Annotated in this window: 18 protein-coding genes, 1 tRNA gene and 4 pseudogenes; 16 read left to right on the forward strand and 7 right to left on the reverse strand. The window is 56.9% G+C overall.

Annotated features, from left to right (window positions below; genetic code table 11):
* Positions 1–613: 613 nt before the first annotated feature.
* Positions 614–2,860, forward strand: a complete 2,247-nt coding sequence (locus tag RLO07_RS12625) for a TonB-dependent receptor (protein WP_462292491.1) — start codon at positions 614–616, stop codon at positions 2,858–2,860.
* Between the two features lie 604 nt (positions 2,861–3,464).
* Here the strand turns inward: RLO07_RS12625 and RLO07_RS12630 are convergent.
* The 3 genes from RLO07_RS12630 to RLO07_RS12640 form a co-directional block, all read right to left on the reverse strand.
* Positions 3,465–5,456 (reverse strand): CocE/NonD family hydrolase, encoded by a 1,992-nt coding sequence (locus tag RLO07_RS12630; protein WP_462292492.1) that lies wholly within the window; start codon positions 5,454–5,456, stop codon positions 3,465–3,467.
* Positions 5,457–6,061: 605 nt separating this feature from the next.
* The gene (locus RLO07_RS12635) at positions 6,062–6,256 is read right to left on the reverse strand and encodes a hypothetical protein (protein ID WP_462292493.1); all 195 of its coding nucleotides are present in this window, start codon (positions 6,254–6,256) and stop codon (positions 6,062–6,064) included.
* Between the two features lie 18 nt (positions 6,257–6,274).
* Positions 6,275–7,660 carry an NRAMP family divalent metal transporter gene (locus RLO07_RS12640; protein WP_462292494.1) on the reverse strand — a complete coding sequence of 462 codons (1,386 nt, stop codon included), beginning with the start codon at positions 7,658–7,660 and terminating at the stop codon, positions 6,275–6,277.
* A 154-nt stretch (positions 7,661–7,814) separates the two neighbouring features.
* Here RLO07_RS12640 and RLO07_RS12645 point away from each other — a divergent pair.
* From RLO07_RS12645 to RLO07_RS12670, 6 genes and pseudogenes are all read left to right on the forward strand, one after another.
* Positions 7,815–8,787 (forward strand): annotated as a pseudogene (locus tag RLO07_RS12645) (IS3 family transposase); the annotation flags it as partial.
* A gap of 5 nt (positions 8,788–8,792) precedes the next feature.
* Positions 8,793–9,025, forward strand: a pseudogene (locus RLO07_RS12650) (IS3 family transposase); the annotation flags it as partial.
* A 334-nt stretch (positions 9,026–9,359) separates the two neighbouring features.
* Entirely contained in the window at positions 9,360–10,181 is an 822-nt protein-coding gene (locus tag RLO07_RS12655; protein WP_462292495.1) for a hypothetical protein, read from the forward strand.
* A 104-nt stretch (positions 10,182–10,285) separates the two neighbouring features.
* The gene (locus RLO07_RS12660; protein WP_462292519.1) at positions 10,286–11,497 is read left to right on the forward strand and encodes a glycosyltransferase; all 1,212 of its coding nucleotides are present in this window, start codon (positions 10,286–10,288) and stop codon (positions 11,495–11,497) included.
* 28 nt (positions 11,498–11,525) lie between these two features.
* Positions 11,526–12,494 (forward strand): tetratricopeptide repeat protein, encoded by a 969-nt coding sequence (locus tag RLO07_RS12665; RefSeq protein WP_462292496.1) that lies wholly within the window; start codon positions 11,526–11,528, stop codon positions 12,492–12,494.
* Positions 12,495–12,877: 383 nt separating this feature from the next.
* Complete coding sequence (locus RLO07_RS12670; RefSeq protein ID WP_462292497.1) at positions 12,878–13,318, forward strand: hypothetical protein; 441 nt, start codon at positions 12,878–12,880, stop codon at positions 13,316–13,318.
* Here RLO07_RS12670 and RLO07_RS12675 read toward each other — a convergent pair.
* A pseudogene (locus RLO07_RS12675) lies at positions 13,254–13,436 on the reverse strand (transposase domain-containing protein); the annotation flags it as partial. The gene RLO07_RS12670 and the pseudogene RLO07_RS12675 sit on opposite strands and share 65 nt — an antisense overlap.
* 111 nt (positions 13,437–13,547) lie before the next feature.
* On the opposite strand from RLO07_RS12675, the pseudogene RLO07_RS12680 reads away from it, so the two are divergent.
* Positions 13,548–13,664 (forward strand): annotated as a pseudogene (locus RLO07_RS12680) (transposase); the annotation flags it as partial.
* A 165-nt stretch (positions 13,665–13,829) separates the two neighbouring features.
* Here RLO07_RS12680 and RLO07_RS12685 read toward each other — a convergent pair.
* A tRNA-Leu gene (locus RLO07_RS12685) sits at positions 13,830–13,916 on the reverse strand.
* 196 nt (positions 13,917–14,112) lie between these two features.
* Here RLO07_RS12685 and RLO07_RS12690 point away from each other — a divergent pair.
* The 8 genes from RLO07_RS12690 to RLO07_RS12725 all read left to right on the forward strand — a co-directional run bounded on the left by RLO07_RS12690 (position 14,113) and on the right by RLO07_RS12725 (position 19,667).
* Positions 14,113–14,376 (forward strand): hypothetical protein, encoded by a 264-nt coding sequence (locus RLO07_RS12690; protein ID WP_462292518.1) that lies wholly within the window; start codon positions 14,113–14,115, stop codon positions 14,374–14,376.
* A gap of 48 nt (positions 14,377–14,424) precedes the next feature.
* Positions 14,425–15,495 (forward strand): tRNA preQ1(34) S-adenosylmethionine ribosyltransferase-isomerase QueA, encoded by a 1,071-nt coding sequence (queA, locus tag RLO07_RS12695; RefSeq protein WP_462292498.1) that lies wholly within the window; start codon positions 14,425–14,427, stop codon positions 15,493–15,495.
* Positions 15,492–16,613, forward strand: coding sequence for a tRNA guanosine(34) transglycosylase Tgt (gene tgt, locus RLO07_RS12700; RefSeq protein WP_462292499.1), 1,122 nt, complete (start codon positions 15,492–15,494; stop codon positions 16,611–16,613). Before queA ends, tgt begins: the two co-directional genes overlap by 4 nt.
* Before the next feature lie 2 nt (positions 16,614–16,615).
* The gene (locus RLO07_RS12705; RefSeq protein ID WP_462292500.1) at positions 16,616–17,221 is read left to right on the forward strand and encodes an NUDIX hydrolase; all 606 of its coding nucleotides are present in this window, start codon (positions 16,616–16,618) and stop codon (positions 17,219–17,221) included.
* Positions 17,221–17,745: a gamma carbonic anhydrase family protein gene (locus RLO07_RS12710; RefSeq protein WP_462292501.1), complete on the forward strand. Its 525-nt coding sequence runs from the start codon at positions 17,221–17,223 to the stop codon at positions 17,743–17,745. Before RLO07_RS12705 ends, RLO07_RS12710 begins: the two co-directional genes overlap by 1 nt.
* Complete coding sequence (locus RLO07_RS12715) at positions 17,742–17,936, forward strand: DUF1289 domain-containing protein (protein WP_462292502.1); 195 nt, start codon at positions 17,742–17,744, stop codon at positions 17,934–17,936. Before RLO07_RS12710 ends, RLO07_RS12715 begins: the two co-directional genes overlap by 4 nt.
* Before the next feature lie 70 nt (positions 17,937–18,006).
* On the forward strand, positions 18,007–18,555 hold the full coding sequence (locus tag RLO07_RS12720; RefSeq protein WP_462292503.1) for an N-acetyltransferase family protein: 549 nt from the start codon (positions 18,007–18,009) through the stop codon (positions 18,553–18,555).
* Positions 18,556–18,569: 14 nt separating this feature from the next.
* Positions 18,570–19,667 (forward strand): histone deacetylase family protein, encoded by a 1,098-nt coding sequence (locus RLO07_RS12725; protein ID WP_462292504.1) that lies wholly within the window; start codon positions 18,570–18,572, stop codon positions 19,665–19,667.
* A gap of 41 nt (positions 19,668–19,708) precedes the next feature.
* Here the strand turns inward: RLO07_RS12725 and RLO07_RS12730 are convergent, their stop codons facing one another.
* Both RLO07_RS12730 and RLO07_RS12735 read right to left on the reverse strand, forming a co-directional pair.
* Positions 19,709–20,713 carry an AraC family transcriptional regulator gene (locus RLO07_RS12730; protein ID WP_462292505.1) on the reverse strand — a complete coding sequence of 335 codons (1,005 nt, stop codon included), beginning with the start codon at positions 20,711–20,713 and terminating at the stop codon, positions 19,709–19,711.
* A gap of 101 nt (positions 20,714–20,814) precedes the next feature.
* Positions 20,815–21,618 (reverse strand): SDR family oxidoreductase, encoded by an 804-nt coding sequence (locus tag RLO07_RS12735; protein ID WP_462292506.1) that lies wholly within the window; start codon positions 21,616–21,618, stop codon positions 20,815–20,817.
* Positions 21,619–21,641 lie beyond the last annotated feature (23 nt).

Genomic DNA, 21,641 nt, shown 5'->3' on the forward strand with positions numbered 1-21,641 from the left:
CTGGGGTATCTCATCATTAACGATGTCGAGCGAATCATCCCGCTAGCGGACTCAATGAAATGCTACCAACCGGAACGGGCTAATCAGACGGGCAAGCACGTTGCGTACTTTAACTGGGCCACTGCACTGGCGGGCTTGATAGTCGCCACTGTCTCTGGGCTGGATTTCCACTCCTACGTTCAAGCGCACATTTTCAATGTGCTGGGCTTACAGTGTTCCCCTTTCGTTGAATCTCTACCTGCGGGCGTAGCTGAGCGCTTTCACCGGCATCAGGCTTTACTTTGACGAGCCTCATATTTCTTGGTGATGAAGGATCAAGGGAAAATACTATCGGTTTGTTGCGGAAGTATTTTCCAAAGAATAACGAAACGAGTAGATTTACCCACCACGAGCAACACTCCATCGTCTGGAAGACGGACATAATCACGCAGATCGGCAGGATTTTTGATATCCTGTGAAATTCCTTACACCCGACGCGTTTGACTCCAGTCAGCATCATGCTGCTCTGTGTCCACTTGATCATTGAGACCGAGACGCAGAGAATATTACTGACGCTCAATATTTTTCCACCAAAAATAATCAGGGTTTAGATCTTACGATGTGCACGATACCTATGCCTTTGATGGCGGGTAGAGCGGGCATTCGTGTTTTTGCATCTGCTTGTGTGCATTTTTTGGGGAGCTTTATGATAGATAATAGAGGTAATTGCCACGACAGGAGTCTGGATAAAGTCGGCTCAATTTCCATGTTGCTACTCACGTTGTCTGTGATGGTAGGTGATGGCCATGCGCAGGAACAGAAATCGGAGATGACCCTGGAGGAGGTCATCGTAACAGCGCAGAAACGAGAGCAACGGCTTCTAGACGTGCCGATAGCAATAAGTGTGTTGAGCGATCGCCTTATCAGGGATGCGCGGATAGAAGATCTCAGCGACGTCGCGATGCTAACGCCCAATTTGGAAATCGGAAACTCCATTGGGCGCCAGACCAGCATCGTCTCGATGCGGGGTGTAAACCCCGGACTTTTTGGCTCACCCACTGTCCTTGTCTACCAGGATGGCTTCACAATGGGAGATACACGGATCAAGAACAATAGTACCTTGTTCGATCTGGAGCGTATCGAGGTGTTGAAAGGGCCTCAGGCTACACTCTATGGGCGAAATTCACTTGGCGGCGTTATCCACTACATAACCAGGAAGCCCAGCAGTGAATTCGAGGGATTCCTCGAGGCTAGTTATGGCAACTACGATGACACCGATCTGGCCGTATCCCTTACTGGCCCACTGGTAGAGGACCGACTGGGCTACCGCCTGACTGTTGGTTACCAGCAACACGAAGGGTACTGGGACAATCGACTTACCGGCGAGAAAAATGTAAACGATGAGCAGGATGCGAATGTCCGACTCAACCTGTTTTATACTCCTAACGAACGCTTTTCAGTTGATCTCAGCCTCGATTATTCTGAAAGTGATGATAATTGTGGTGATTGTCCTAATTTTGCCAACACATTTGACGCGGATAATCCAATGGGTTTGGGTGCCGGCACTGTGGATACTAATGAGTACGTCCAAACGGTCAACCAGGATTCTCTCGGGTTATTCAAGCGGGACGTAGCTCAGGCAGTCGTGACAGCAGAATACGAAATGGAAAATGCGATTCTCACGAGCATCAGCGGTTACGGCTATATGGATTCTAACTTGGTTGCTGACATCAACCGGTTACCAGGCCCATCCATTTTCGGGCCTCTGTCAGTCGAAGCCTTCGATCTGGTGATCGACCTCAAAGTGTTCAGTCAGGAGCTACGTTTAGCCTCAGCTGGCAATACCCGCTTTGAGTGGCTGCTGGGTGGGTACTATTTCCAGGATGAAAGCACACGGTCCCTGGATGTCTTGTTGACGCCACCACAAGATGCACAACTCGGCCAACCAAATTTCTCCAACGCCAGTTCGGATACCGAAAATGTCGCTTTGTTCTTCGATGGGTCCTACGATTTAAATGAGAAATGGACGATTGGATTCGGTCTCCGCTATGATCGAGAAACCAAAGAGAGAAACGATGTCATTGGTGGTATTCAACAGTCGAAGACCGTAGATGAATGGCTCCCAAAATTTACAATGTCATATAAACCTTCGGACGCCGTCAACTGGTACTTGACGGTGAGTAGCGGATACAAGGCGGGGGGATTCAACACGCCTTCGGCACCGATAGATGAATATAGTCCAGAATATTTGGAAAACTACGAGCTGGGATTTAAGGGGCTTCTGTGGGGCGGTCTGGCCCGGCTCGAGACCGCGGTTTTTTATATGCAGTGGTCAGATCAGCAGATCAATAGAACGACCCAGCTTGAGAATTATGTAGATAACGCAGCGAAGAGCACAATTAGTGGCTTTGAAGCGGCGATTTCTGTGAAACCGATGGATGGTCTCGAATTTACTGCGTCAGCAGCATATCTTGACGCCGAATTCGACGAATATCTGGATTCGACGTCTGTGCCTGACTATTTTGGTCTGGATCCAGATTACTCAGGCAATGATATTTTAATGACACCGAATATAGTACTTGCGATGTCGGGCCAGTATACCCTTGATCTGGTTGATGGCTGGAACATGAAAACTCGTGCGGATGCCCGCTATACGGGTGATCGCAACTTCCATGCATCAGGTGCGCTGCCCCAGGACAGTTACAATTTGGTTAATCTCTATATGGGTGTAGAACGGGAATCATTGGAGCTTGGTTTCTACGCCGATAATGTATTTGACGAGGGATACCATACGTTTGGGGTTCTAGAGGCTGGCGGGCCACCTTTTCTGTGGACTGCTGCCCCTCGCACATATGGAATCAAAGCGAGTCTCAGATTTTAGAATTTCCTGTTCTGATTTTACCTGATCTCGTGGGTTTATACGCTTTCTCAGGCACTTGTGTGATCTGGAGTCAATCGGGGTGAAGGAGCCCCATTTTTTCGCGTTTGTATGTTGGCAAACAGGAGTATCCACTTCCGCGATCGCGGCTGAATTGCACACCAATGCCAATGCTCGCATCCTACAGTAGTTCGTAAAGTACAGTGTCAGTGATCTTCGCGTCACCGTTGTACTCCTACCAGCACCGATAGAGTATGCGGCTGGAGATCAGGATCGACTACTCACCGAAGCGATTCACGATCTTTTCCATCAAGTCGTTGCGCCGGTCTGCTTTGGTATTCTGTATGCCCCCCAGTCATAAAGAATCAGCCATTCTGTCTTCAGTAAATGAAAAAGGTTCTTTGGGTCGAGGTCAATACGTAGCGCTTCGAATAGCCGCGTCCGGCGCAGGTAACAGATCAAAAAATCCACTGGTAGGTCGATCCGCCAATCGCACCGGTTAGCCAAGTCTTTCTGTGGCCGGCCGGGACGGTGGGGCAGACGGCTAGGAGCCTCCGTTTCTCACTCATCGCGCATACGGGGCTTTTCTAGCCCCTGGGCATGGCAGCTATTTGCTGGTATCTACCGGTAGGCTAATGTGGGACGGAAATGTTTCGTTGCGAAAAACGCTGTGGGTAGTGGAAATGAAATCTCCCTCTTCGGCTTTATAAATGTTGTCCACGTAGGATTGAGGGTTGCGGTCGATCAACGGGAACCAGGTGCTTTGCACCTGTACCATGATGCGGTGTCCCTTGCGGAAGGTGTGATGACGGTCCCGCAAGCTGATTTCGTAGGGCGTGATCTCCCCCTCAATCAGGGGCTCGGGTTCCCAGAAACTGTTCCGGTAGCGTGCCCGGAAGACCTCGCCGGCAACCATGAACTGAAATCCTCCCATATAGGGTTCCGCTTCATACTCTTGCGGATAGACGTCGATCAGTTTCACCACCCAATCTGCAGCGGTACCGGTGGTGGCGGCGAACAAGTGAGCTACCGGGTCACCGGTGATGGTGATGTCCCCCGTCAGATCCTCACTGATGTAGGTTAATACATCGGGTCGACCATTGGCGAGGCGTTGGTCCTCTAATTGCCATTCTGCCCAACCAGCGTACTTGATTGGGCGGTTGCGGTAGGGTACCGGATTTGCTGGGTCGGAAATGTAATCATCCTTGGCCTCGTTGCCGGACTCAGTGGGAGCTTGGAAGGACAGGTGACCATCCGCTTGTAGATAGAGGTTCCGCCTGATGATAGTGTCCGGCGGCCACTGGTCGTAGGATTCCCACTGATTTGCGCCGGTACGAAATATTTTTGCTTCCGGTAGGTCAATGGTGCCCTTCTCTTTAAGCCAGTATGCAAACCACGGCGCGTGGATTTCGTTACGAAAGTACTGGGCGGTATTACTGTCAAAATCGATCGCTCCGATCCCGCGCCCGGTGGGATCGAAGGTCCATCCTCCGTGGTACCACGGTCCGACCACCAGGTAGTTAAGGCCGTGCTCATCCATTGACTCGTATTTGTGGTACACCTGCATCGGTCCATAAAAGTCCTCTGCATCGTACCATCCCAGTACATTCAAAGTCGGAACGGTCACCGGCTGGATATACGGTAGTACTCCGCACATTTTCTTCAGCCAGAAGTCGTGCTGGTTCGGGTACCTGGAAAATGCATTCCAGGTCTTCGCCTTGCCCTGGAAAATGGTTTTGTTGACGTTGGATAGTGCACCTAACGCCAGGAAGGATTCGTAGTGATCGTAGAACTCAGGCAGGCCGCCCCCTTTCATCAAGCCCGCTTCCATGCCGGAAATCCAGCCGAATGCGTACTCGAGACGAAAAGCGCCATTGTGATGCCAGTCATCGCCGACAAACATGTCGGCACAGGTCGCTTGAGGAGAGGCTGCCCTGAGCGCGGGGTGGGGATCGATCAGGGCGCGAGTGGTGAGAAATCCGCCGTAGGAAATACCTAAGGTGCCGACCCTGCCATTGTGGTTTTCTAGGTTGTTTATCAGCCACTCGATGGTGTCGTAGGCATCGGTGGATTCATCTGTAGAATTCGGTATTGACCTGTCGCGCACAGGACCGAGGGTTACGTACTCCCCGTCGGACTGGCCCCTGCCCCGTGTATCCTGGAACACGAAAATGTAGCCCTCTGCCACCAGTTCCGGGAACTGACGGAGATGTGCGGTGTACCCATCTGGAGTGTGGTTCAGCAGGTAGGGCGTGCGATAGAGAATAATAGGTAAGTCTTCTTGTTGATTGTGCGGGCGGTAGATTTCTGTATGTAATTCCACGCCGTCACGCATGGGAAGGCGCGCGACTTCCCTAGATAAAACCTTGGTGAAGTCGGGGCCGCCATCTCGATCGATTCGCCCCGTAGCCCAGTACGTATTGTTAATCGAGGCGTACTGGCGATCCATTGGGTTCTTAAAGTCGTGTTCGGAGTTAACCGCGACAGCTGCAGTTGCTTTTCCCGTGGTCGTCACCACTTTGACTTGCTCTAGCGTCTGTTCAAAAACGATCAGCAAAAGAGAAACCACTACTGCGAATAGAAATATATTTTTCACCATGCTTCTCCCGGTACCTGGTTATACTTGAAACTATTTTCTGTAAGCAGAACCCTGGTCGCTTCACCCGCCTCCGGTTCGGTGGTGGCTTAGTGAGGCTGTCGCCCATGGACACGATCATGCTTCGCTTGACTAGGATGGTCTGATCCATCCGTTTCCGTTCCACATTGGCCCCGCCGAAAGCGATACTTCTGGCGGTGGTCTCGACCGACGCGAGCAGGCAGGTCGGAAAGCGGCGATAGTCTGGCGCGGACAAAGCCTCGATTGTTGTGAACGTGACACGCTGCCTTGCATCGTGTTTTTTGCATGCTATGAGGGCTGTTCGCTCTATTTCGAGTTCCGAAACGATATCTTAATTGTTAATGTCTAACTTGTCTGGTACGCAATATTCAATCTATGTAATCTGCTTTGTGACAAAATTCGAGTGTCGTCTATTAGACGATGAAAATATGACTGCGGAGATGTTACTGTAAGGGCGTTGTCCCATAGGAAGTTGGGTGAAGTTCTGTTGGTCCGCAGCCTTTTATGGGAAATTTACCTAAGAAATACAGTAAACGGCGTGCTTTCCTGGCATGGGTGAGATATGCCTCGGTATGACTTTAGTCTCCTCAGCGGTATGGGATCGCCACCACCGCGATGCAGGCCACCGTACCGATAACACCACCCGCGAGGATGCCCTGCCCGTCGCCATACCCCATGACTCGGGAAAGTCCATACAGAGCCAACGCATTGAAACCCATATTTAACACGAGACCCCAAGCGCGGTAGCGCATTGGGCCGAGTTCTCTATCGAGAAATTCCATTATCTACCTCCTCTGAACCTAGCCCCAAAGCCCCATGCGGTTTAACACCCACATCAGAGCTACACTGTTCAACATTGTCACCTGTACAAGAATACCCACGTTCCATCCCCATGATTTGCTGCGATTTTCTCCCATGACCTTTTTATCGTTGAGCAACAGGAAGAAGGACCAGCCCACGATATTGTTAGTCAATGACAACATCGCTGCGATCACGATGATAATCAGGACTGGGCTCGGCAGCCAGGCACCTAGCAGGGCAATCTGAGGCAAAAGGATGCAGGTCTTCCAGCGCCAGGAGCGCACATCCGGGCGCCAGCCAAATATTTCGTGCAGGCCGATGGCGCAGACAATGCTCATCGCTACCGTTGTGGTCAGTGGTACCATCAGGAAGCCAAACAGGAAGGCATACTTGGCGCCTGTCTCACCCAGCAGGGGTACCAATGCCTTGGAGAGACCGATGGCGGTGGTGGGCACATCGCCTGCGCTGTGCAACGTGCCGGCAAAAACGCAGATCACCATGAAGGATATCAACAGGAACGGCAAGGCAAAGCCGATGTACACATCTGCCCGAGCCAGGCGCTCGTGTCGTGGACCCCAGCCCTTGGAAAGACCTGCGTAGTTGAAAAACACCCAGTCCATCACCCCGATTGCCGCCGCCGAGGAGGCGATGAACAGGTCGATACCTTGAGCGCCCCGGGGAAGCCAGGGCACAAAGAGACCTTTCAGGGCCGCGCCCCAGTCAATACCTACCACGATAAGGCATGCGGCGAAGCACAGCAGCATTGCCAGCAGACATAGCTTCATGAAGCATTCTACGTAGTAGACGCCGCGCCCACCGCGACCGTAACTGAGCGCCACCCAGCTGGTTATAAGACCATAAATCGGCCAGTTCCATTCCCGGGGCCAGTCAACACCCAGCCCCGCGCTGATACTTTCCACCAGTTCGGTCCCCAGCGCTACCTGCCCGAAATTGAACACGGTTGCGACGCATACCAGCCCCAGGAACGCGGTGAGCACCTTGGCCATGAACCAGCCGTGTTCCCGCTGTTGCAGTTGAATGACCGGAGTCTGCCCTTTTGCGGTGAAGCGCGCCATGGCCAGCATCATGAATATCCCGGAGCCCATGGCCACGAGGGAGACCCACAAGGTCTTGTAGCCGAATTGAGCACCCGAGAGCATTGCAGCAGTGAGGGTCCCCGCGCCTAGGGTCGCCGCAGCGCCCATAAAGCCGGGTCCGCCCAACCTGAAATAACCGGGGATGCGCAGGGGCAGTGGCTTCTCATCCATCCGCTCCAGGGCCGCTAGCTCGGCATTGAGGCGATCTTCCGGAATAGCTTCGGCCAGGGGGTAGGCGGCTATGCGCTCTCGTTCCGAGCCGAGCGGGCTTGATTCCACGTCAGTCATCAAGGATCAGCTCCATGCCAATTTTATAGTCACGCGTGGCACTACAGCGTATCGGATACTTGCAGCGCAGCCAATATTCAGGGGTATTGCGATTAGTTGAATTACTGCTGCGTAACACCATTTTACGCACCCGGCTGTACGCAACTGCTGAATACGGTCGCAGGGTTCTACCCAGCTTAAGCGGGAACTCGCGCGTGTGAAGAAGGAACGTGATTTTTTTCGCGAAGCGGCAAGCGGATGGCCGCCGCCTCCTTTGCAAAGGAATCGTCCTGAGGTACCAGGCGATTCAACGTTGTCGCAGTGAGTTTCCCATCCGCATGATGTGTCGTTGCTTCAAGGTCTCTCCGAGCGGGTATTACGACTGGGAGGCAAGACGCCCCAGCAACCGGGAGGCGGACAATGAGCGTTTATTGTCGCGTATTCACCAGATCCATGAGGATAGCCGCGGCACGATCCGCGTGCCACGCATGCACGAAGATCTGGCGCATGAGAGTGAAACGCCGAGTAAGAAACGTATTGCTCGCTTGATGGTTGCCGCAGGGCTTCAGGGCTGGCCACGGAAAAAGAATCGAGGTCAGCGAGCGCAACCGACACTTTCACCACCAGGTGTTGAGTACCGGTTAGAGCGTGACTTTAGTGCGCTGGAGCCTGAGACCAAATGTGTCACCGATATCACGGAGATCTCTACGGGCAAAAACAAGCTTTACCTGTGCGTGGTCGTTGATCTCTTCAGTAACTTGGTGGTTGGCTGGTCAATACATCATCGGCAAGATCGACATATGGTGATACGCGCTGTTCAAATGGCTGTGTGGCAGCGCCAGGACGATGGCCTGGTTGAATCCACCCAGTCTCGCAGCGGAGACTACCAGCGCTTACTGAAGCTGAACGCCTTGATCTGTTCGATGAGCGCCGTCGGTCACTGCGGTGACAATGCCGCCTGTGAAGGCTTCTTCGGTGTGCGCAAGCGTGAGCGTGTAAACCGGAGCAAGTACCGGACAAGGGATATCGCCGAATCGGATCTGTTCGATTACATTGAGCGCTTTCATAACCTGCGGAAGCGACGGAGAGTGGCCAAGCGTGATCTTGAGTATTCAGCCGTTTTAGAACCGTCCGTGGAAGTGGGGTAGAACCCATCCGATCCATGTCGCGCAAAGCATGCTCGCCAGCAATGCGGCCTGTGAACGGTTCTTCGGAAGGCTAAAGACCGAGATGTTCTATCCGCGGGACTGGCGTTCGACGACCACTGCGCTATTCATCGAAGAGCTTGACGCCTACATTCGCTGGTACAACGAAAGGCGGATAAAGATATCCCATGGTTATCTCAGTCCAACCGAGAACCGTGAACGCTTGGGGTTAGTGACGTAAATCAGTCCAAGAAATTAGCCGCATCCCCGCATCCCTCCTGGGTTGGTTTTAAACGGCAACCAACACGGTGGTTCAATCACCGCTTACGACCCGCCTCCGCTAACGACCGGCCACTATTTTTAGCGACTTGGGTCTACAGTTTGTCAGGATTTTTTACAGCTCATCACGGAGTATCTGCCATTCCACTGATTTTATTCAAGTTTTTTTATGGCATATAATTTGCTTCAAACGTTAATGCATCGCGGCGTCACAGCGATTTAACGAAGTCGCGGTTAGGTTGCGGGTAGTAACCCCGAAATTCAGTGGTCAGCTATTGAAAAAAATGGTGATCGATATGCAGAAAAAGAAATTCAACGCGCTGATGCCGCCACACGGCGCACACCTGGTGACCGCCCTTGGTATTCTGGCGGGAGTCGCCGCAGCGCCTGGCGCTCAGGCGCAAGTCGCTATTGGCCCAATCTGGGAGCGCGCTTCCACGGTCGTCGGTGAGGTCACGCGTCCTAGCCCCCTTGACCCCTACAATTACGATTATACCGTCACGAATACCAGCACTTGTGATGTATTCGGCCTCGGCACGGCTGCCGACGAGTGTGTCGCCTATGGCGGCGCGGATAACGGGCCCATCATCGTGGATTGGGAGTTGCCGTGGTTTCCCGATGGGCAGATCTCGAATATTCAGTCGCCCACCAACTGGAGCTTTGCGCTGGAAACCGTGGGTACAGCCAACCCCAGCACCGGCTGGGAGGGGTTCGCAGATTGGCAGACACCGGGCGACCCGTTCTACTTTGGCGACGATTCGCCTTTTACGACGGTTACAACGGTAGCCCACTGGTATCTTACTTGCTGGGCCCAGGACGATGTTACGAGCGATTGCCTGGATCTAGGCATTGGGCCTGGAGAAGTTCAGACCGGGTTTTCCTTCGACTCGGTGTTTGCAGCGACTGATGCGCCCTATCAGGCCTCATGGGCAGAGCTGCCGGTGCGTTCCGGTGACCCGGCGTTCCCGCTGGGCGACGGTGGAGTTCCTGCATCTCCCCTGGCGTTGGGAGAGCCAACTCAGCCACCGGTATCCAGGGTTCCCACCCCCGGCACACTACCACTGGTGGTCCTTGGCGTGATGGGTACTCTGCTTCTACGCCTGCGGCGGCGCCGCTGAGAGGTCGTTGCTGAACGACGCTATAGTCGGGCCTCAAGCGGACGGATGAGAATATACTCCCATCCTTTTTTGCTAACCCCGCTTCACCGTTGTCAGGTTCGTCGATGAGCGACATTTGCTTTGCATGGGAACTGGGTCAGAACTACGGACACCTGTCGCGTATCATGCCCCTGGTGCGGCGCCTGCGAGAAAAAGGGCATGGCTCCCACTTGGTGCTCAAGGATTTGTCACGCCTGCATAGGGTGGCTGGAGAGGCGCCTCCGCGTTCCTTCCAGGCGCCCATCTGGCTTCCCAAACTTCTGCATCTGCCGCCCCCACAAAGTTATGCAGACCTTCTCCTCGCCGTGGGCTACGGCGATGTGTCGGGTTTGCGCTCTCTCGTTTCAGCCTGGCTCGCGCTCCTGGATCTTAACCACAGTACCCTGGTGGTTGCGGATCATTCACCGACGGCACTTCTGGCTGCGCGCATACGGGGACTTCCCAGCGTCACAATGGGAAGCGGTTTTGTCTCTCCACCGCTGAGCGCAAGCCTGCCGGCATCCTGCTGGTGGCTGGACGAAGACGAGGAGCGGCTGCGAACCACCGAACGCGATGTACTCGATAACGTCAATAATGTGCTTGAATCGTTCAGCGCCAAACCGCTGCACAGGCTCAGCGACCTGTTTGACGTGGACGAAATATTCCTTCGCACCTTCGCTGAACTCGACCATTACCCGCAGCGTGCTTTACAGCAGGCACGCGCGCCGGATTATCTCGGGCCGACCATGATGCTGGATCAAGGCAAAGTGCCCGAATGGCCGCAGGCACCCGGGCCCAGGATATTTGCCTACCTCAACGCCGACTGGCCCGGCCTCGCCGATATGCTCGACACCTTTAGATCCCTGCCAATCTGTGTTCTGGCGCATGTTCCCGCGCTGACAGCGGCACAGGCGGCCAGCTATAGTGCAGGTAATGTGCGAGTTACCTCGGAGCTGCAGCAGATTGAGACGGTGCGGCGACAGTGTGATTTTGCGGTTTGCCACGGTGGGGCGGCCACCGTGTCTGCCATGCTGACGGCGGGCCGTCCGCTGCTGCTGGCACCGACACACCCTGAGCAGGTGATCACCTGCCGCAACGTGGAAACGATGAAGGCCGGTCTTGCACTGCGCGATGACAAGGACCGCTACCCGACGAAAAAATTGCTCGAGTATCTCTTGCAGGAGCCGGGTTTCACCAGAGAAGCGCAGGCATTCGCGGAGCGTTACAAGGATTACTCGCAGGATGCGGCGAACGATCACATTGTCGAACGCTGTCGTGCACTGTTGTACCGCGCGTAAACTCACAATGACCGTGCCGGGAGGGATCATGAAACGCATGCTGTTCCTGGGGGGGCTCCCGGTTCTCTGTGCACTGTTTTTATCCCAGGGTGTAATGGTCTTGGCCACGCCAATCGGCAGCGCGGAACAGACGATACATGACCCGGCCGCGCCCGCACTGGACAGGGCAGAAGCGCTGATGGATGCTCGCGATGGCCGGCACGCCATGCGGATGCTTGATGACGTACTTGAAGACTATCCGACCCACCGGCGTGCGCTGCACCTGAAGGTGAAGCTGCTGGCGACCACGGGCAAGCTTGATGAAGCACAGTCGATCATCGACCCGCTGATGCAGGACCAGCCGGTCGCGGCGGTAACACTGTATATGCAGGGCCTCATCTACAGCCGCAGGAATGACTGGGAAAATGCACTGGTCTATTACAAACAGGCATACCCCTACGGGCATGACAAGTATTCCATAAACACCATAACGCGCGCCTATCTTAATGTTGAAGGCACCGACGCGACGTTCGCGTTTCTCACCGCGCACCTTGAAAAATATCCTGAAGAGTCCCACGTTCGCCTCGTAAGAGCCAAGCTGTACCAGAGTCAGCACCAGTTCGAAGATGCGCGCGCCGATTACGATGCACTTGTGCGAGCGGAACCTGAAAACCCGGTGCCCTGGAAAAATCTTGCAGACATGCTGATTGAGCAGGGTGACAAACGTGCTGTTTCCCACGCACGGACTGCCTGTGAACTGGCACCGAAAGTCCCCGAGATTATGGTAACGCTGGGTAGGGCGCTGCTGGCATTTGGCGAGGCAGAAGACGCACTGGCGGTATTGTCCGACGCCCGGAAGGCGCGGCCTCGTGACCCCGAGATAGCCTACGAATATGCTGTAGCGTTGTTTGCAACGGGCGAGGCCGCGGAGGCGAATACGATCATGAATACACTCGCCGCCTCAGACACCGCGATCGGTCTGCGCGCGCGGCGCTACCTTGCTGCGCCGAAAAACTAGCTCACCGCAAGGCAATACCAGGCGATCCACTCCTGGGCCGTGACACGGGCGCGCGCCGTGGTATACCGCTGGTGATGGTGTAGCACTTCATACACTTCCGACGAATTCGGAAACGCCGGAACGCATGGAGACGATACGGATCTACCTGGGGTACACAAGCGCAGTCGGGCCGGGAGGAGACAATTGTGCCGCGACGATCATTTCGAGGGTGACCGGCGCGGATGGTACAGCGAGTCTGGCATTGTTCCCATTCTGCACGGCGCATGGCTTATGGTCGACCGCGATCTGGACTGACCGTGACGCCGCGCAACCGTTGGATCTATTGATACCTTTATCCTTCGAATAATGCGCTTTTCCTAGCTGGCCCGCCGCAAGCGGCCGGGGTGGATCACTCCGTCTGCGCGCCCGGCCCGGGCATCGCACTGCGGGCGGGAGTTGAGAGGGAACGGCGCTCGCGGCACGTTCTGCTCTACCAGCTGCATCTGGATGACCAGGGCCTGCACCTGAAGCCTGTCGTGGCCAGACTGGCGGATAGTGGCGATTACAGGCTGGGCAGGTCCTACCATATCCCACGTTCACGCGGCGGCACACCACCCGGGTTTCTGCAACCGTCAAACCTCGATCTGTTGCCCTGGCTGCGGGAACTCCCGTCCGACATGTTCGGCGGGATACTGATCGACGGACCCGGTGACGATACGCCCCTGCGGGGTGAGCGGTACGAGAACCGCGGAGTTGCCTATCGCGTCTCCGCGGATTTTTTTTCAAAGACCACGATAGAAGATCCTCAATGTCCTCCACGGATTCAGCTTGCGGCAGTGCCGTAAAGACCTGGTGGAGGTATCCGTAGGGCTCCAGTCCGCTGGCTTTTGCCGACTCCACCAGAGAGTACAGGTTGGCACTGGCTTTGACGCTGTGCACCGAATCCGAGAACATCCAATTTTTTGCGACTCAAAGTAATACGCTCTCTCGTCATGACCCCTCCGAAAATCCAAAGGGGACATTTTAGAATTGGACGAAGGGGACATTACTGCTTGGGGCTAACAGCGCATCAGCGCGATGTGGCGCTTCAGCAAAAGTAATGGTATCACTGAGGGGTTCCACAACAAGATGGAGATGATGACCCGAAGGGCCTATGGGCTCAGGAATTTTGAGAATTACCGACTGAGAGTCTTGACCAATGCGGATGGGATGGCTTTATCAATCGAGTACAGATGGATGCCCGTTTCCCGATTATGGGGTAGAGCCCATGCAGTTCGTCTGACTCTATCAATGTTGTTCTGAAAGTTGTTGTTTTTGTTGTTACGTACTCGGAAGTGTTTGAATTTAAGAGTGTAATGGTACCGGAGGCCGGACTCGAACCGGCACGCTTTTTACGGCGGGGGATTTTGAATCCCCTGTGTCTACCAATTTCACCACTCCGGCAGAAGGGCGGCGGGCGTTGACGACATGCCCGTGGAGAGCGCGCGATTATAGCAATCGCGGCACTGACTGCAATGATTTTCCTTAACCTGGCATCCATTTGGTTGTAGAATGCGCGCCGCCCCGCCAGTGACTGTGCGGGGCGCTGGATGCCCTCCGGGGCCAAATTCTGAGTATCGCAGGAGAAAAGATCGTGCCGATGAAACTGGTCAAGAAAACCCCCGAATACAGCATATTCCAGCGTGGCGATGAGCGCTATGCGGTGCAGGACGCCAAGCGCAAGCCTGTGAATGGCGACGAGAAAGTCAGTATTCTGGCCGCAGAAGGCCTGTTGAAGGCTCCCGCGCCGAAGCCGGCCCCGGTTGAAGAAGCCCCCGCCGAGGAGTCCGCGGCTGAAGAAGTTGCTGCCGAGGCAGAAGCCGCTCCCGATGCCGACGCAGCTGAAGACACGCCCGAGGCCTGAGCCCGGCGTATCGATGCCAAAGCCGGCTTCGGGCCGGCTTTTTTTGCGATGAAAGTCAGCGATTTCCACTATGAATTGCCGCCGGAACTGATTGCCCAGCGGCCCCTGTCCGAGCGCAGCGCCAGTCGTCTGCTGGCGCTGGATGGCGCCAGCGGTGCGCTGCAGCAACTGCAATTTACCGACCTGCCTGCCTGCCTGCGTCCCGGTGACCTGCTGGTGTTCAACAATACCCGGGTAATCCCGGCACGCCTGTGGGGCCGCAAGACCACCGGTGGGCAGGTGGAGATCCTGATTGAGCGGATGACCGGCACGGGGACGGCACTGGCCCATATTCGCGCCAGCAAGTCACCGAAGCCGGGTATGGTTATCCACCTTTCGTCTGTAGAGGGTGCGGAGCCAGGCCCCTGGCAGGTCACGGTAACCGGGCGCGAGGGCGCCCTGTTCCAGTTGCAGGCGCCAGAAGATGTCGCCTTGCACGAAATCCTGCTGGACATTGGCCACATGCCGCTGCCGCCCTACATTGAGCGCGCGGACGAAGCAGCGGACAGGGAACGCTACCAGACGGTCTTTGCCGAGCGCGACGGCGCCGTGGCGGCGCCTACGGCGGGCCTGCACTTCACGCAAGCCCTGCTGCAGCAGGTTGCGGGTGCCGGCGTGGAACGGGCCGCCGTCACCCTGCATGTCGGCGCCGGCACCTTCCAGCCGGTACGGGTGGACTCTGTCGAAGACCATCACATGCACGCTGAGTACCTGGAGGTGGACGAGGCTCTCTGTGCCGCCGTCGCCGCAACGAGGGCCCGGGGCGGGCGGGTGGTGGCGGTGGGAACGACCGCGGTACGTTCGCTGGAGTCCGCCGCCAGTGGCCGGGGCCTGGTGGCGCCGCTGCGCGGGGATACCGATATCTTCATTTATCCGGGCTACCGTTTCCGGGTGGTTGACGCGATGATCACCAACTTCCACTTGCCGGAGTCCACGCTGTTGATGCTGGTCAGCGCCTTTGCCGGCCGCGAGAGTATTGCCGCTGCCTATCGCGAGGCGATTGCCCGGCGCTACCGCTTTTTCAGCTATGGTGACGCGATGTTCATCACCCCTGAGCCCGCTGCCCTGGAGTCGCGATGAGCCGCACGTGCCACCTGCAATTTGAACGCTTCGCCAGTGACGGTCACGCCCGCCGCGGCCGGCTCACGTTCCCTCGCGGCAGCGTGGAAACGCCAGCTTTCATGCCCGTGGGAACCTACGGTACGGTGAAGGGCATGTTGCCCCGGGATATCCGTGGCATCGGCGCGGAGATCATCCTCGGCAATACCTTTCACCTCTGGCTGCGCCCCGGTACCGACATCATCCGGATGCACGGGGACCTGCACGATTTCATGGGCTGGGATGGCCCCATCCTCACCGATTCCGGCGGCTTCCAGGTATTCAGCCTGGGCGCCATGCGCAAGATTTCCGAAGCCGGGGTGAAGTTCCAGTCACCGGTGGACGGCGCCCGGGTATTCCTGGACCCGGAGACGTCGATCGCCATCCAGCACAAGCTGGGGTCAGATATCGTGATGATTTTTGATGAATGCACGCCATACCCGGCCACGGAGCCGGAGGCGCGTGCCTCCATGGAACTGTCCCTGCGCTGGGCGGCCCGCAGCCGTGCGGCCCACGGCGACAGCCCGGCGGCCCTGTTCGGCATCGTGCAGGGGGGCATGCATGAGGATTTGCGCACTGAGTCCCTGGCCGGACTGGAAGCCATTGGTTTCGACGGTTATGCCATTGGCGGCCTGTCAGTGGGTGAGCCCAAGGACGAGATGCTCAAGGTGCTCGACCATCTGCAGCCCCGACTGCCCGCGGAGCGCCCCCGTTACCTGATGGGTGTGGGTACGCCCGCCGATCTGCTGGAGGGCGTGCGCCGCGGCATCGACATGTTCGACTGCGTGATGCCCACCCGCAATGCCCGCAACGGCTTCATTTTTACCTCCCGTGGGATACTCAAGCTGCGCAATGCCCGTCACAAGACCAGTACCCTGCCACTGGACGCCGACTGCGATTGCTACACCTGCGAGCACTTCAGTCGCGCCTACCTGCACCACCTCGATAAATGCAACGAAATCCTAGGCTCTCAGCTCAACACCCTCCATAACCTGCGGTTCTACCAGAACCACATGGCGGGCATTCGCGCAGCGATTGAGCAGGGTCAGCTCGATGCTTTCGCTGAGCGCTTTTATGCACTGCAGGCCGAGGGCAGCTGACGATGACGATGCCGGCGCGACTGCTGCAGCGCCTGCAGGCGGCGCTGCCCCTGGAGCGTCCGGCCTGGCACGGCAGTGGGCGTCAGGCCGGCGTTCTGGTGGCATTGACGGATGAACCACAGCCACATGTACTGCTGGCGCGCCGTGCCCTGCACCTGACCCTGCACCCTGGTGAAGTGGCCTTTCCCGGCGGCAAGCGCGAGCCGGGCGACCGCGGCCCCTGGGATACCGCAATGCGGGAGGCGGAAGAGGAAGTGTGCTGCCTGCCGGACCGGGTTCGCCCCCTGGGTGAACTTGCGCCGCTGTGCACCCGCAGCGGTTTCACCATCCACCCCTGTGTGGCCGTTATTCCCGCGAATCTGCCGCTGCGGGCGGATCCGGGTGAAGTGGCCGAGTTGCTGCTGCTGCCACTGCAGCAGTTTGCCGACGCTTCCGGTTGGCATGTCTGCAATCTGCCCGATCCGGTGGACGGCCGCCCGGTGCGGGTGCCCCATTTTCGCCTGCACCGTGATACCGTATGGGGCACGACCGCCCGGGTGCTGCTGTTGTTGGCGAACCTGGGCCTGCAGGCGGAGCTGGATCCGCTGACGTTTACGGAGGAAGACTGATGAAATACAGCCTCGATGGGCAGGAAGTCACTCTGGTCGGCAGTGGCCAGTTCATCGCGCCCAATGCCGCGGTGATCGGCAATGTCACCCTGCACGAGCGCAGCAGCGTCTGGTTCAGCTGCGTACTGCGCGGTGACGCGGAGTACATCGAGGTTGGCGCCGGCAGTAATATCCAGGACGGCGCGGTGCTGCACGCGGACCCGGGTTTCCCCACCGTGGTGGGCAGCAACGTGACCGTGGGCCACAAGGCCATGTTGCACGGCTGCAGCATTGGTGATGGCTCCCTGGTCGGTATTGGCGCGATCGTCCTCAATGGTGCCAAAGTCGGCAGGAACTGCCTGATTGGCGCCGGTGCCCTGGTGACCGAGGGTATGGAGATTGCCGATGGCAGCCTGGTGCTGGGTGCGCCAGCCAAGGTCAGGCGCCAGTTCACGCGGGAAGAGCAGACGGCGCTGGGTCAGAACGCCGACCACTATGTGCAGAATGCCGCTCGTTACAACCGCGGCCTGGAGGTGCAGCAATGAGTGTGGAGCAAGAGCTGGCGTCACCCTGTATCTCGGTGTGCCTGCTGAATGAAGATGATATTTGCCTGGGCTGCTACCGCAGCGCGGCGGAGATCACCGACTGGTTCATGGCAGATCCTGCCGAGAAGCAGGATATCCTCTCTCGCGCCCGAGACCGGCGGCTTGCGGATGACAAGGTCTGGTTGAGCTAGCAATGCACTCGCCATCTGCGTTATCTTCCGGGAAAGGGCTGCAGGGGGAAAGGTTCCGGCGGAACCGGCCATGGCTGAAAAACGCTCCAAAAAAGATCAGATTCTCGTAAGGCCGGCGGAGCAGGGAGATATTCCGATGCTGGTCGGTTTTATGGCCAAGCTTGCCCTGCATGTCGCCGGAGGCGAGCCGCAAACACTGAAGCGGAAAGAAAAACAGCGGCTCATGGAAATTCTTGCCTCTGCCTTGACCAATACTGAAAAGCTTGTGGTGGTGGCCGAGGCCCCGGGCACTGGGCTTGTTGGAATGGGCTACATCTATATCTGGCGCAGCCAGGGCATCTGGGAACAGGCCGGGGATCTGGAATTCAAGTCCGGTATCATTGATGACATCTGGGTGGAACCGGAGTATCGAAAACGGGGAATCTTCAGCGCCATGCTCAGGGAACTGGTGGCATTTGCCGAATCCCGGGGTGCCCACGAGCTGATCCTCGAATACTCTGTCGCCAACAAGGAGGCCGAAGTGACCTGGAGCAGGTTGGGGTTCAAGCCCACCGGGGTCCGCGCGGCAGCCTTCACCCATCTGGTAAAGAGCCGTCTGTCTCGAGGGGGTGACAAGTGATAGGTGATCGCAGTGTGACCGTTTTTTACGATGAAGTCATGCTTGGACACCATCCCGAAGTCGATGTGCCCTATCTCCCCAGCCGGGTGGAAAAACGGGTAAGAACGCTGCTCAAGGGGCTGGATTTCAAGTGGAGCTATCCTGAGCACCCGGGACGGTTGAGCGCCATCATGGATCTGCTCGAGAAGGAGCCCATTGCAGGGGTGCAGTTCAAGGCCGGTGCCCACGCCACCTACGAGCAGCTCGGCCGCGTGCACACCACCACTCACCTCGATCACATCTTTTCCCTGGAGGGAAAGCGGGCCTGGCTGGACCGGGATACCACCGCCGTGTCCCCGGACAGTATCAAGGCGGCAACCTCGGCGGCGGGCAACGCCATTGCCGCGGTGGAAGCGGTGGTGAGGGGTGAAACCCGGAGCGCTTTCGCCCTGGTGCGGCCTCCGGGTCATCATGCCGAGCCCGTCAGGGCGCGGGGCTTTTGTCTGTTCAATAACGTCGCCGTTGCGGCCGCCCATGCCCAGGCGAAGCTGGGTTGTGAGCGTATCCTGATTGTCGATTGGGATGCCCATCATGGTAACGGTACCCAGGATATTTTCTGGGCCGATCCCGATGTACTTTTCTTTGATATCCACTGCGCCGCCCCGTTCTATCCCGGGTCCGGACACCTGGAGGAGGTGGGGGCCGGGCTCGGCGAGGGCTACACTGTCAATGTGCCTGTCCCGGAGGATGCCGGCGATATCGCTTTCGAAAAAGCCTTCCGGGAAATTCTTGTCCCCGCCGCCGAGCGTTTTGAGCCAGACCTGGTGCTGGTCTCGGCGGGCTTCGATCCGCACCGCAACGACATGGCACTGAACTTAACCTATGATGGTTTCGCCGTGCTCACCCGCATGCTCCAGGATATCGCCGACAGGCACTGTGATGGCAGGCTGGCGCTGGTGCTGGAAGGTGGCTATAACCTGACCTCCCTGGCACGGGGGGTGCATACGGTGCTGGAAGTATTGGCCGGTGGGGATGTGCCGGAACTGGCGGAGTGTGGTTTGCCTGAGGTGGTGCAGGCCGCGGAATTTCATCGGGATGCCTTCACGGATGATGAAGAGGCGGAAGATGACTAGGCAGGCCCGCAATCGCGCCGCGTGTACACTGGGGCGCCGATTTAGCCCCGCTTTAGACCCGGCCTGCGCGCAACCGTCTCAGACGGCAATTCGCCATACACCTGGCGGTATAGTGCGGCGAAACGCCCCAGTTGGGTAAAACCGTATTCGGTCGCAATTTGTGTGACGCTGGTATCGCGACTGGTCTGCAGTGCACTACGCACTGCTTTCAGCCGCGTTTGCTGCACATAGCGCATTGGGGAAATATTCTGGAATCGCCTGAACCCCTCGTAGAGGCGACGCTCGCTGACGCCCGTGAGCTCCGCCAGCGTATTCATGGACAGGTTTTCCGAAATGTGGTCACGGATGTAATCCATTGCCAGTCTGACATGCCGCGGTCGCACCAGCTGAGTATCGTTTAACAGAGGGGAGGTGTAATTGTGGTTCAAGGAGTAGAGCAGCGCCTTGATGATATTGTCCAGTTCGGCTTCCAGGATTTCGGAATTGCGATAGAAACTGCATTCCTGACTGTATTCGCGGATAAACGAGAACAGGTGCCGCCACCAGGAGGCGTGTTGCGCGTTGCCGTTCTCCATCGCTGTGTCGAATACAAGGGAACCTTGCACGGGTAAACCGAGACAGGAGGCGGCGATTCTCTCAACCCTGTCCTTGGTAATCTGCACGGTGAACTGTCGGCAGTCGTGACTCCAAACCATTTTGGTGAAAGCCGACGGGTTGATGACCGATGCCCGGGCGGGGTCGGATTCTATGACCTGACCGCCACTCTCGACATGCGCCCGTCCTTGTAACGGCAACTGAATCAGATAGAAATCCTTCAGGTAGCCTGGCTCGATATGGCTCTCGGTGCCGTACTGCATGTAGTTGAAGCTGATACCGCGAAAGGGCATGTGGTAGTGAAAGGCATCCACCCGCCCGGTTCGCGAGGAAAGCCGATGGTCGCAATACACCTGGCTGACCCGGCAACGGGCTTCATCCAGGTCAGAGGTCTGAAAGAGCCTGTATTCTGGCCGTTGGATCAACTGTGTCTGGCCTGCAAGCTCTTCCACCGCTGCACCCTTCTTATTTATCAACTGTTGGCAGTGTTATCACAGATGCATAATCATTTCAAGTTTAAAGTGTTTGTGCCTCAATGTCGCCGTTCTCTCTGCTACTGCTGACCGCTGTTCCCCTCCATCAGCAGTGGCATGAGGGGATAATGCTGCTCCGGCCCCATGGCGCCGTAGCCACCGTCCACCGGGACTTCCCCTCCCGTCATGTAGGAAGCTTCATCTGAGGCAACGAAGGAGACCACGGCGGCGATTTCTTCTGCGTCCGACACCCGGCCCATCAGATTGTAGGGGGTGGAAACCTTGTCGGCGTGGCTGCGGTTGTCGCCGGTCAAACCTTCAAACGGGTCCGACCAACAATGCCCGATCGTCACTGAGTTGACCCTTACCCCGCGTGCTGCGTATTCCACGGCTTGCGTCTTGGAAAGATGTCGCAGGGCCGCTTTCGATATGGGGTAGGCCCAGCGACCAATATGGGGGAACTGCCCGGAGATGGAGCCGATATTCACGATATTGCCACCTACGGCAGCGAGGTGCTCAATTGCGGTCTCTCCCAGTATCGCAGCGGACACCGCATTGGTGTTAAGTGTGGAGAGCCAGGTTTCACGCGTTGTCGCCGCGCCATCATCGCCATAGACGCAGGCATTGTTCACCAGAATATGCAGGGCGCCGAAGTGCTCAATGGTCCGTGCCACGAGATTGCGCAGGTCTTCATCCTGGGTGATGTCTGTTTGAACGTACAGGGCTCTTTCTCCCAGCTGTACCGCCAGAGCTTCGCCCTTGTCCACACTGCGTGCCGCGATCACGACGCTGGCACCATCCGCGTGCAGCCTGCATGCTATCGCCTTGCCGATGGATGCAGCACCACCGGTGATAATCGCTACCTTGTTTTCCAGCCTGGCCATAATGCCTCCCTCGATATTCCTTC

The organism is Haliea sp. (genome assembly GCF_040221975.1).
Taxonomy (GTDB): Bacteria; Pseudomonadota; Gammaproteobacteria; order Pseudomonadales; family Halieaceae; genus Haliea.